Origin of the sequence: Bradyrhizobium sp. (assembly GCF_004799405.1) — a bacterium.
Taxonomy (GTDB): Bacteria; Pseudomonadota; Alphaproteobacteria; order Rhizobiales; family Xanthobacteraceae; genus Bradyrhizobium.
The window spans coordinates 1-11,149 of sequence record NZ_SSMW01000097.1; the positions used below are offsets into that span (position 1 = coordinate 1).

The window sequence follows — 11,149 nt, forward strand, 5'->3', positions numbered from 1 at the left end:
ATCGCGCTCTGCAGGGCCCCCGCCTTGAGCAGCGCTTCTTCCGCCTGCTGGCGCGCGGTGTTGTCGGTACCAATGAGCAGATAGCCGATGATGGCGTCCTGCGCGTCGCGCAGGGCCGTGACCGACACCACCGCGCCGAACCGGCTGCCGTCCTTGCGGATGTAGGTTAGCTCGTAGATGTCCTCGATCCCGCGCGCGGCCTTGAACACCAAGGCCTCGAAGCCTGGCGTAATCGGGGTGCCGAACTCGAGACTCAGCGCTTTGGCGCGCGCGATCAGCTCCTGCGGATCGGAAATGTCGGCCGGCGTGATCTTGTTCATCACTTCGGCGGCCGTGTAGCCAAGCATCCGCTCGGCGCCGACATTGAAAATCTGAATGACGCCCTTCGCGTCGGTGGCGATGCTCGAGAAGTTGGCGCTGTTGAAGATCGCGCTCTGCAGGGCCCCCGCCTTGTGCAGCGTCTCTTCTGCCCGGTTGCGCGCGGTGTTGTCCGCGCCCTCGGAGAGGTAGATCTGCGTCCTCGTTTCGTCGTCTCCAATAGTCAAGGTTTTTCCCCCGGTAACTTATACTCGCTCCGCTTAGCGGATAGATTACGCAGATTCAAAACTACGTTGCGAGCAGTGCCTCAACTGAGTTTTGGAGTTGAAATCGCGTGTACGGCTTCGAAAGGAAGTGCGCGCCGTCAACAAACAAGGCCTTCGTTTTATCATTGATGGTATTGCCGGTCGTATAGAGCACACGCAAATTCAGCCGGAGCTTGATGGCCTGGTGGGCAAGTTCATACCCGCCAAGGACCGCTCTCTTGAGGTAGATATCGGTAAAAAGTGCGTCGATCTGTTGCGGAGAGCGCAGGAGCGAAAGCGCCTCGTCTACGTCGCTAGCCGAAAGGGTATCGTGACCCCAGTCTTGGATCATCATCTCCGCGTCGTCGCGGAGAAACATATCATCTTCGACGATCAGTATCACGGTCATCAAAACTGTTTCTGCCGTGACAACCAGGATCGCGACTGCGCGAGCTCTTCCTGCCGGGATCACGGCTATCGGAGCCCTTCCGAGCGCTATCAGGGCTAAGGCATACTCGCATCTGAGCAATAGGTTCCGGCGGTTTTGCAATTTTTCCTATGAAAGTGTTTTCTTGGAAACACTCGCGTTATATCAGTGGCTTAGGCCGTGCGACGTAAACAGCAGCAGTCATGATGCTGTCCTATTTCCCCTTCGCCTTCAGCCCAAGCTTTGCTGCGCGCTCGCTTACGGTTTTCTCGCCGCGTCCGATTTTGGCGGCCGCGCGGCGGCAGCCGGCCAGATAGGCGCGATGATGGTTTCGGTGGCTTCGCAAGGCGCACAGTAGTAGGTACGCAGATCAAAGCCGGGTTCCTCCGGTTCGATGCGAGTCAACAGCAACGGCCTGCCACATTTGGAACAGGGAGGCCGGATGTTATCGACGAACTTGTATTTTGGGACGTCTGCCATGGCGCTCGATTTCAGCGCTTATACCGGTGGAAAAGCGAGTCAATTCCCCAAAACCGGCGACTGCGAAAATCAGTACCATGCTTTTCAGCCCGCATCGAGCCAGAAAAGCCCGGCTACGATCAGCGCATATTCGAGTGCACAAAGTGCAACGACGTCGATCAGTATATCGGGGAATACGGAGCATCTTCGCGGTGGTTGCTGGTCGTCAGGGGCAGTTAGGCCACCCCAGTTCCGCGCCACGGTCATCCGGCGTTACCTTGTAAAACAGATTGATCGGTCCGTGGCCTGTCCTGCAGAAGATGGCTTATCCCTATAGAAGATGAAAGAGACCGCGGGATCCTATCCCGGCTAGAAGATAATCAGGGAGGGCTGCCAATTTGGGCTGCGGGCCTGGCCAAAGACCTAACCATCGGAGGTCGTAGCCTCGTGCAGATAAGCGAAATTAATCATTCTCGGTCGTCTCCACATGAAAGTGGTGGAGCATACGGTGAAAAATAGGAGCAAGCACGAATGACGTGGCGATCACGATAATCAGCCCCGAGAAGATTGCGTAAGAGCCGGCAAAGACTTTTCCGGCGGTAGTCCTGAGCTCGCCAAGTGGCCCCATGCCGGAGAGGATCATGGCTGCGTTCACATACGCATCCGGAAGCGACATGTTCTCGAAGTAGCAATAACCGGCCATGCCTATGAGAAGGCCGCACAACGCAAGCACACACCAAACTCCGATTGCCCGCATCATACGGCGAAAAAAATCGCGACGCGAAATCAGCTTCTCGTGGCGTTGCTCGAGATCGAAAAGGCTAAATGGTAGTCGGTTCGTTTTTGTTGCCATATTAACAGCTTTTGGCTTGTTCCCGTCCACTAATGTCCATCTGGTCGAGGTCACGCGTCGGTCTCATTGTAATATCTGCGCAACGCTTTCAACTCTTCTTCACACCATCGTAGTAGCTTTTTTATGCCCTTGGTGTGTCGGGTGGCGACAGGTTTTTCCAACAACTCGTTCCAATCATCACGAATTGAATCGAGCATTTCACTAACGTCTCGGATACCCTTTGGTTTGCCGGACGGAGCGCCTTTTTTCTGTTTCGCTTTGAATTTTCCTTTTTTTGCCATGGCATCGTCCTTTACATTTGTCTCCGAGGCGCCGTTCCAGCTATTCCGATCCAAGCCGTCGCATTATTATCTTGTCGGCGGCCAGATGTTATCTCGTCGATCTGATGGAGCGCGAAGAAATCCCCGCCGCGCAAATCAGCAAAACCCATAGGGCCAATCGCCCAGGTCCGGTCTTGGCTGCCGGGTCAACCGGTCGACGCAACACAGGCGTCAATCTCTCTGCTGGGGTGCCAAATTGCAAGGTCTCACCTGGTCGTTCGTTTAGCTGACGAGCCACTTTGTTCAGATATGGCTGTACCGCTTTGCTGCAAATCAATAGCGGCTGCATGTCCAACGTCTAGCCCGGGTCTGCGCCACTTCCGGTCTACCCCGAGCAAAGGACATCGTCACACCGCCCCGGCATTGTCTCAAACGTGCCACCAGCGGCAGCCTAATGCACGGAGTTGATGCCGCTGGCCAGGTGGTGGTTTGCCGGCTGTTGAAGCGTCGGTCTGTCCTGGCGGTTCTTTCAGAAGCTGTCGCCGTGTCTGTTCGGTATCGAAGCGTGGCCCTGAGGTTCTGGGGACGGCTAAATGTGGCGACGCGAGTTGATGATGTTAGTCGGGGGCGTGGCGGGCATGAAGCAACGGAAGTTCACCACACTGATGAATCTCGAATCTGGAAAGCTGGTCATCACCGCGTCGTCGATCTAAGGTGCGTTCGTCGTATCAGCGGCAATCTCGTCGAATGTGCTGCGGTCGGCTATTTTTAGATGTCGCCGGTCCCGGCTCTTGATGATGCCGCGCGTGGTCAAGCCCCGAAATGCTCTGCTCACGGCCTCAAGCGACATTCCAAGGTATTCACCAATATCTGACCGGTTCATCGGGAGATATATCTCGGCCGTGCGTTCGCCTCTCCCGGCCTGAAGGTTTTCCAATAACTGAAGGAACATCGCTACTTTAGAGAGAGCTCGTCTCCGAGCAAGGAGAAACGCGTGACGCTGTGTCTCACGGAGTTCGTGCAGAAGCTTGCAGATAACATGAAATTCTAAGTCGGCGTCCTTCGCGAGTCGTCTCCGCAAGGCGGGCACCGGGAACCGATACAGGGCCAATGGTGTTAGCGCCTTGGCAGAGTTTGTGTACTTTCCTTCTTCGGATAGCCCGAACATATCATCCTTGAACAAGAACGCAGTGACGTGTTCGCTGCCGTCGGGAGCCGTCTTATATGCCTTCACGACTCCGGTGATGATGTTGAATACAGCATCAGCACGCTGGCCTTCACTGTAGATTTCTTCGCCTTTGTTGAGTCGGACAATCGACGCGAGAACAGCCAGTCGCGCGCGTTCTTCTTCGCTGAGAAACTGACGCATTTTCCCCGCTGAGGGAGTCCACGGGTCAACGCCGCGAATGGCCGGGCCGTGAGTGTTAGTTGAGATTTTCGCCCTCGCCATTTTCGCCTCAGATCGCAGCAAACAATCAAATGTGCCCCATTATACCTTTGCGCCACAAAATCAGCTCGAAGTTTGATCTCGATCAAATTTTCACTTCCGATCGTCTCTGGCCCCCTCAATTAAGCGACCCTAGGCTTTTCGAGGTTCGACTTACCTAACCTTGGGGCTGCTTCCATGAACGCTTCCGCACGAGAGATCATGGAGCTCAACATCAAGCACTACCGGGAGCTATTAAAGACCGAGACAGATGCGTCAAAGCGGCAGGTGATTTCCAAGTTGCTCTCCGAAGAGCAGGCGCAACTGAAACTACTGACACGGAAGGAAGTGGACAAGTAATTTTTTTGGACGTGATCTTGGTTCGAACTTTAGTCCAGCCAGTCACGCCAATGCGTAGGATGGACGAAAACTGGTTTCCCCGTTAAGGCGTTCACCCATCCTGTTTGTATCCGCCGGCAGGGGAAAACGAGAGAATGCACTTCCCCGTTCTCATGCACGCTGAGTTGCAGATTGCGGTCTAACGGTGCGGTCAATATCGGATGCCACTCGCGCATTTTGGCGGTCCCTTTGCTACGGTTGGCTAACATTGCGGAAAGAGGCCATCTCCGATTTGCGCTTGATCAAAAACTCGCTGATTTTGTCATCAACCCATCGGAAAACCACGTTTTGATGATGAGGGAACCGCTAAACTGGCGACGGCCAGCTCACCGCCCGACAATTCGACACGGGATGGATACCCGACTGATTGGTTCGGTGACGCCGCACGCAAGGTTAAGGAAATGAGCGAGGACGAGTTCCACGCGTTCTTAGAGGAAAGTCCGGATGCCGTAATTATCATTGACAAGACCGGCCGCATCAATTTCGCTACTAACCGCATCGAGGCCATGTTCGGTTACCCCCCCGACGAACTGGTTGGCAAACCGCTTAGCATCCTTATTCCGGAACGGTACAGGGACGTTCATGCGGGTCATCTGGATCGTTTCATTGTCGACCCTACGCCACGCATGATGGGCATTGGGTTGGAGTTACGTGCCCTTCGTAAGGACGGCAGCGAACTCCAGGTCGAGATTAGCCTGAGCCCGCATCGTCCCCTCGATGGACTCGTCGTGGTCGCCGCGATACGGGACGTTGAGGTTGCCAAGCGATTTCAGGGTCTGCTGTTGAAGGAGTTGCATCATCGAGTGAAAAACATGCTGGCGACGGTGATTGCGATTACCTCGCAGAGCTTGGGATCTGCGCAGAACCTGAAAGAAGGCCGATTGGCTGTCGAAGGCCGATTGGTTGCCTTAGGCAGGGCGCATGATCTGTTGCTGGAATCAAACCGGGCTGGCGCGAAATTGAGCGACGTCATTCATGACGCAACCGAACCATTCGATAACCCGGATGTCCGACGGTTTGTCGTTCAAGACACTCACATCGAGATCGCTTCAGACGCGGTCCTGCCGCTCACTATGTCTCTCAACGAACTATGCACGAATGCGGTCAAATACGGTGCGTTGTCCAACACCACGGGGCGCATCAACATCACATCGATTGTCGATGACAAAGCGCAACGGTTAAAGCTGACATGGACCGAGAGTGGGGGGCCGGTGGTCCGGGAGCCGACTCGGCGCAGTTTCGGGACACGCCTCATCAATCGCCTTGCCGATCAGCTTCATGGTCATGTTCGATTGAGATATGAGCCGGAGGGCGTCGTGTACGAACTCGACGTTCCTCTGGCCGCCTTGCAAGCGCGCCGCGCCAATTGAGACAGGGCCAAGCCGCATGGCCGATAGCGGTGCTTGCGCTTGATGGAGATTTCAGTGGTGCAGGGAGCCGCATCTGCGCGCGCGGCTCACAAGAATTGTCTACCCGTAGTTACCGTACGGGGGGTGCGTACCCGCTATCGATAAGTGGTCTTCTGTTGTGTACGAGACTCCACACGGTCTGCATTCGTACACGTTAACCTCTAGCGCCCCGGTCCTGGCCAGTATAGTGCGGGCGACCCTCATCGGTCGAGAGCAGTTCGGGCATTTCGGCAATCGGGGCTTCACACTTCAAACTCACTCGATCTGTTCATCCCTCAGCGAGGTAACACCTGGCGCGCGGAAAGGTTCAGATGTTTTAACCGCAGGGCGAAATGCGAGATTGAGGTCGGTCGTCCCGTGCACTCGCCGAGCAAGTACCGCATCAATCTCAAATCAGCTGAGGCACCCCGGACACGCGGTGCTATTAGCGCACCGATGAGCCGGCGATGGCTGCATTGTCCAAAAGAGGCAACTTCTGACCGGCATTTGGGGACGTTCCAAAATATTGATATTGCTCAATTGGCGAGGTGTGGCTCGCCGTACGATAAGGGCACCTCTAGGAGCACATTGGGAGCATAGTCAATATTGTGGATATCGACAAACTAGGCGGCCGGATGGTTCGCGCATCGATGCTCAGCGGTTTGGTCCGGACTCTTTAAGTCTATGAACTTGACGATGAAAAAACCGAAGAATTGGCGCGAACGGTAATCCCGATAACAATCGGCGAGAGGATTGAGGCCGTGAAGCTGCTTAACATCCACGAGCTTACGGGCTACGGGATGAAGCCCGGTGATGTGAAGCAATATGTCTAACGGCAATGCTGCCAAGCGGCCGTAACCCACCAGAATGTTAGGATCAGTTCAATGGCGGAAATGAAAGTTCCGAAGATAGCGGACGCTGGCACCAAATTTGTGGGTTGGACGATGGTTCAAGCGGGCGGGCGATCCGGTTACTGAGCATGAGCCGCTGGTCGAGATTGATACTGATGACGTGACCCACGAAATTCGAACGCTGTAACAAGGGTGTTGTCCAGGATTTTAGTGAAGGAAGGCGGGACCGTCGAACCCGGCACTGTGCTGGGTACGATTGATCAGGTGCGAGCGAAACGACCACCGGACCTAAACTCCTTAAGCATTCTTTATGAGGATCAACCGGCGAAGGCCGACGAAGGCCGACTTATGGTGCGAAGGATACGATCATCAACCTGGCGCCTGACAATGGGTCTACTCAGCCCTGTCTCCTTGTACAGATCGTATCAGCTCGAATGAATACTTTGATAGGGGCTGAAACTGGCTTCCAGCACCGCTTGCCTGAAGGCGAAACTATTAAGCCACTGTCGCGAAGCCAAGAAGCGCATCAACGCCGCAGCCGTACCCGGCATTTAATCCGTCGTTAGGTCGTAGTCGTGACGCAAGGCGTGCTGGACATTGAGCGCAGCGCGTGCAGCCGTGTTGGCGTCAGCTGTGCCCGCGGACAACACACACATTGACCAGTTATTTCCAACCCGCTCATCCGTAACGCGATTGATAGCGATATTGCGAACGTTTGAGCAGCCGGGTTGCTTTCGGATTTCTGCCAACGCCCGCGCTTGCAAATCTTGTAACGAAAGTCGAATCTTTGCCATTCAGAATGCGGCCAAGCTCCTTCCTGGTTGTCGTTGATCTATGTCAATGGACACGCCAAAAACAAATTACTCAAAGTAGGAACCAATATTGACCGACTCTATTCGTTCTTCGTCCGACATAAAGGAGAACGTCATGCGAAAAACCCTCATGCTCGTTACGACTGCGGTCTTGTTGGCAGGTACAGCCATTACCAGTTCAGCGGGCGCGCGAGACCGTTCGGATCGCACAGATTTGACCGTAAGCAAGATTACAGATCATGCAGCGGCGCGCGCTGCTCAGATGAAGGCAGATCTGCGCCTCACTTCAGAGCAGGAAAAGAATTGGTCTGCGTTTGAAACAGCAGTGGTGGATATGTGGAAGAAGCAGGCCGAACAACAGATAGTTTGGCGAGATGCCCACGCCAAGCAACAGGGCAGCGTCGATCTGATCGACGAGATGCGTAAGGACGCTGATGGGCAGATCGACCAGGCGAATGCACGGAAGAAGCTCGCAGACGCCGCCCAACCGCTTTACAGCGGTCTTGACGATCAGCAGAAGCGCCGCTTTTCCGAGGCGTTTTTTCGCAGGGATCGGGATCGTGGCTCCTATTGAGCAATCGAATTGAACGGCGAGCAGCCATCCCGGCTGTTCGTAATTTTAGAAGGAGGTTCCAAAGCGTAAATTACTCTATGTCGGTGCGGCAGTTGCGGCGCTGGCGATAAGCTCGAACAGCGGCAATGCCATGTCGATCAACATTGGCGCCGGACTTAAGCCAGCGCTCGATGCCACCGACGCGACACAGAAGGTCGCGGTATTCATCGTCGAAGGCTACCGCTATTGCTTCTATTTCGATGGCTGGCACGGTCCCGGCTGGTACCGCTGTGGCTATGCCAGGCGGCAGAACCTCGGGTGGGGCGGTGAATATGGCTGGCAGAGCTGGAGCTACGGACCTGCCGAGCGGCGTTTCGGTCACGGCGCAAGAGATCGCGGACCGGTCGAAGAACGACCGGGCAGGCACGACGAGGGTGGGACCACCATTCGCCGCGGCCCGCCTATAGCAGAACCCAGAGGCGGTGCTGAAATTCATTCTGGCCAGATCCAGAAGAATGTTGCGCCTGTCGGCGGTGGCAAGATGCCGCGGAACGCCGCGCCCGGCAGCGGCAACCCGGGTAGTGGCGAAGTCCGTGGCCAAGGCGGCGGTGATGTCGGTGGCCAAGGTGGCGGTCCAGGAGGTGGCGGCCCGGGCGGCGGTGGTGAGAAGCGATAGCTCACGCCCCATCCGCAACCATCTCTTAAGAAAAAGGGGCCGCATCGGCGGCCTCTTTATATTCCACTCTCGGATACATCACGTTGCCGCTCTAGGTGAGCGCTATTGTTCACACGGGCGCCCGGGAGGCGAGCGCAGGCTCGTGGAGTTCGAAGTACCCTGGCTCCCAGGTTATGAAGGATCGGCTCCTGTCCGGATTGGCAACGCCGCGGCCGACCAGGTTCAACTCGACGTTTACGGCGAAGTCCTGGATGCTCTTTATATCGCGCGGCGCGCGCCGGCTTGAGGCAAATGACGCCAGTTGGTCGCTCGAATGCCCGTTCATCGAACATCTTGCGACAATTTGGAATCAGCCGGATGACGGAATTTGGGAAGTCCGCGGCGAACGCAAGCATTTTACGCATTCCAAAGTCATGGCCCGGGTCGCCTTTGCGGACTCCTCAATGGCCGCACGCGGCGCCTCGCCGCTCTGATGCAGCGAGCTGTGCCAGTGCTGAGGTATCTCGAGAAATTCATCCATCCGCTCTGGCCCACTCCGCTCGATGCGACCAAGCGTCTCGTCTGCGCCATCGTCGTGCTGCTGAACATCACCTTACTGTTCACTCCCGTCCCTCTGAGCAACGTCATCCACAAGCGGAATTTGGGAAAACGATGACGAAGTACGCGCTTCGATCTGCGAGGGGCTGTCCTGAGCCGGCATCCGCCTCAATAGGAGTTGGATCCGATCCGCAAACAATCCCACCGGCGATCCCGCATTGGCTGTCCAAGTGCAAGTCCTCGCCTCGCAGGAAGACGAGCAGATCGCCCACCACACCTGGGCATTGTTACTAAAGAGCCTTTCCTAAGTTCCACGCCGGGAGCCACTTGAACATTTGACGTAGATCAACGTCGTCGATCCTCCGGGATGTTGAATGGACCAAGAATTGCGGTTCCAATCGTGGGGAGTACAGTCATAGTTGCGAAGTATGGAACTCCTTCGGCCCATTTGCGGTGAGATGCGATGATCACTTTCAACGTTGTCAAAGAGCAGCACGGCTGGGCTATCCGGGCGGATGATATGATGACGCCGTTCTGGTCGAGAGATTTGGCGATCCGCGAGGCTAACTGTCTGGCCCGCGCCATCCGCTGCCATGGCGAGTGCGCGGATGTAATTGTCGAGAATGCCGTCCTGAGCGAGCCGCGTACGGAGACTATGGACAAAGGGTTCGTCTTGGCTTGAGGCCGCTTCCGAAGGATGGTGGGAGTGTCGGCCACTGGCGTGGCCAGCGGCTAGGCCCCCGGTGAAGGGGCCGCAAGACCATGCTTGTTGAGATCGATGACTTCGCGGGCCGGCGCCGATGCGAGTGCGGGCGTGGTTGATCGGATTAAGCATCCAGAAAATTTTCGCCGAATTTGCGAAAGCTTGCCTCAAGCTTCCGACGTTGCTCTCGATTTGGCTTGCGCGCGTGGTGAGGGTGCGGCTTGGCTGAAGGTCGCTGAGGAATGGATCAAGCTGGCGCAGCAAGTCGAGGAACGGCGGGGTTGATTACTTACCCTTCCGAGGCTTCGCCAAGGATTTGAAAGCCCGATCTGCGCCCTTGGCCGTCTCATCGGCCTAACTCTTTGGCGGCTTCTTGGGCCTCATGTGAACGGGAGCCTTAAGCGAACGTGCGCTGATCTTGAAGCTAAAACTTCAAGGTCTTCGATCGGCTGGGCCAAATGCGCCAAACGCTCTCGCGCGAGTGGGTCGCTATCTTGTAATGCCGGTCTGCGGCCTTGCTCCAGCCTCCGGTTGAGTTCTTCGCGCCTGTTGCCATCGAACCGCGGCGGCCCAGCCCAGCAAGGTAGCTATCAAGATCAGGCCTGCAGAAATGTGCAGGCTGTCTCGCTCTGGCCGAGCTCCACTGCTAATTCGTCTGACCGTAGCCGAGGGCGAACGCAAGACCGCTGATGCGGTATCCCGTGCCGCCTGGATCTGGTCGGGATGGATCGGATTGGCCCTGATGGCCACGTGCAAGCGACTGGTTAGACTTGGAAACTTAGCCGGCGGCCGCTTGAGATAGCTTATTGCCAAAGCCCCGAAAATCGCAGCAGCTACCAGCAGTAATGTGCCGACGGCTCCGAAAGCCGGAAACAGCCCGTAATTTACTTCAATCCAACGAAAAAGCGCTGTGGTTCCCACAACACAGGCCGATAAGAAAAAAACTCCCGACACGGCAAAGAATGCGGCTGCGATGGCGTAGCTGGCAACGGTGCCGGTCGCCTGATTGGTTCGATCGCGCAAATAGGATCGTGTCGCGCGCTTGATCTGGCTTAATTTAAGCGCCAGCGCTGTGCGCAACAATTCGCTCGAAAGCCTTGGCATGTCCCGGTGGTCTCCGTGGCAGCAGCCCTGCGGTGGTTGAACGGTTAAGAATTTCGAAGGTTCCGGCAGAGCCTGCGCTTGGATTTGAACAATTTCCGGTATCAAATATGCGGCGTGGAAGCCCTCCCAAGAGCAACA

Annotated in this window: 11 protein-coding genes and 1 pseudogene; 6 read left to right on the top strand and 6 right to left on the bottom strand. The window is 56.0% G+C overall.

Annotated elements, in window-relative coordinates; translation table 11 throughout:
* The 5 genes from E7813_RS15580 to E7813_RS15600 form a co-directional block, all read right to left on the bottom strand.
* A partial coding sequence (locus tag E7813_RS15580) for a PAS domain S-box protein (RefSeq protein ID WP_291575343.1) occupies window positions 1–545 on the bottom strand: 545 nt, incomplete at its 3' end.
* A 61-nt stretch (window positions 546–606) separates the two neighbouring features.
* A complete protein-coding gene (locus E7813_RS15585) occupies window positions 607–972 on the bottom strand; it encodes a response regulator (RefSeq protein ID WP_291575345.1) in 366 nt (121 codons plus the stop codon).
* A 940-nt stretch (window positions 973–1,912) separates the two neighbouring features.
* Entirely contained in the window at window positions 1,913–2,356 is a 444-nt protein-coding gene (locus tag E7813_RS15590) for a hypothetical protein (protein ID WP_291575347.1), read from the bottom strand.
* A complete protein-coding gene (locus tag E7813_RS15595; protein ID WP_291575349.1) occupies window positions 2,353–2,583 on the bottom strand; it encodes a hypothetical protein in 231 nt (76 codons plus the stop codon). The genes E7813_RS15590 and E7813_RS15595 overlap by 4 nt, the downstream gene beginning before the upstream one ends.
* 688 nt (window positions 2,584–3,271) lie before the next feature.
* Complete coding sequence (locus tag E7813_RS15600; protein WP_291575351.1) at window positions 3,272–4,012, bottom strand: Crp/Fnr family transcriptional regulator; 741 nt, start codon at window positions 4,010–4,012, stop codon at window positions 3,272–3,274.
* Window positions 4,013–4,186: 174 nt separating this feature from the next.
* Here E7813_RS15600 and E7813_RS15605 point away from each other — a divergent pair, with 174 nt between their 5' ends.
* From E7813_RS15605 to E7813_RS15630, 6 genes and pseudogenes are all read left to right on the top strand, one after another.
* A complete protein-coding gene (locus E7813_RS15605) occupies window positions 4,187–4,348 on the top strand; it encodes a hypothetical protein (protein ID WP_291575352.1) in 162 nt (53 codons plus the stop codon).
* Window positions 4,349–4,788: 440 nt separating this feature from the next.
* Window positions 4,789–5,757 (top strand): HWE histidine kinase domain-containing protein, encoded by a 969-nt coding sequence (locus E7813_RS15610; RefSeq protein WP_291575353.1) that lies wholly within the window; start codon window positions 4,789–4,791, stop codon window positions 5,755–5,757.
* A gap of 1,796 nt (window positions 5,758–7,553) precedes the next feature.
* A complete protein-coding gene (locus tag E7813_RS15615; RefSeq protein ID WP_291575354.1) occupies window positions 7,554–8,012 on the top strand; it encodes a Spy/CpxP family protein refolding chaperone in 459 nt (152 codons plus the stop codon).
* A gap of 130 nt (window positions 8,013–8,142) precedes the next feature.
* The gene (locus E7813_RS15620; protein WP_291575355.1) at window positions 8,143–8,667 is read left to right on the top strand and encodes a hypothetical protein; all 525 of its coding nucleotides are present in this window, start codon (window positions 8,143–8,145) and stop codon (window positions 8,665–8,667) included.
* Window positions 8,603–9,140: pseudogene (locus tag E7813_RS26180) on the top strand (glycoside hydrolase family 15 protein). The gene E7813_RS15620 and the pseudogene E7813_RS26180 overlap by 65 nt, the downstream one beginning before the upstream one ends.
* A 527-nt stretch (window positions 9,141–9,667) precedes the next feature.
* On the top strand, window positions 9,668–9,886 hold the full coding sequence (locus E7813_RS15630) for a hypothetical protein (RefSeq protein WP_291575357.1): 219 nt from the start codon (window positions 9,668–9,670) through the stop codon (window positions 9,884–9,886).
* 510 nt (window positions 9,887–10,396) lie between these two features.
* On the opposite strand, the gene E7813_RS15635 is transcribed toward E7813_RS15630, so the two are convergent.
* A partial coding sequence (locus E7813_RS15635) for a phage holin family protein (RefSeq protein WP_291575359.1) occupies window positions 10,397–11,149 on the bottom strand: 753 nt, incomplete at its 5' end.

Bases quoted from the DNA above. Each gene is read 5' to 3' on its own strand.
- E7813_RS15585 (WP_291575345.1), bottom strand. From the start codon at position 972: ATGACCGTGATACTGATCGTCGAAGATGATATGTTTCTCCGCGACGAC.
- E7813_RS15595 (WP_291575349.1), bottom strand. From the start codon at position 2,583: ATGGCAAAAAAAGGAAAATTCAAAGCGAAACAGAAAAAAGGCGCTCCG.
- E7813_RS15600 (WP_291575351.1), bottom strand. From the start codon at position 4,012: ATGGCGAGGGCGAAAATCTCAACTAACACTCACGGCCCGGCCATTCGC.
- E7813_RS15605 (WP_291575352.1), top strand. From the start codon at position 4,187: ATGAACGCTTCCGCACGAGAGATCATGGAGCTCAACATCAAGCACTAC.
- E7813_RS15610 (WP_291575353.1), top strand. From the start codon at position 4,789: ATGAGCGAGGACGAGTTCCACGCGTTCTTAGAGGAAAGTCCGGATGCC.
- E7813_RS15615 (WP_291575354.1), top strand. From the start codon at position 7,554: ATGCGAAAAACCCTCATGCTCGTTACGACTGCGGTCTTGTTGGCAGGT.
- E7813_RS15620 (WP_291575355.1), top strand. From the start codon at position 8,143: ATGTCGATCAACATTGGCGCCGGACTTAAGCCAGCGCTCGATGCCACC.
- E7813_RS15630 (WP_291575357.1), top strand. From the start codon at position 9,668: ATGATCACTTTCAACGTTGTCAAAGAGCAGCACGGCTGGGCTATCCGG.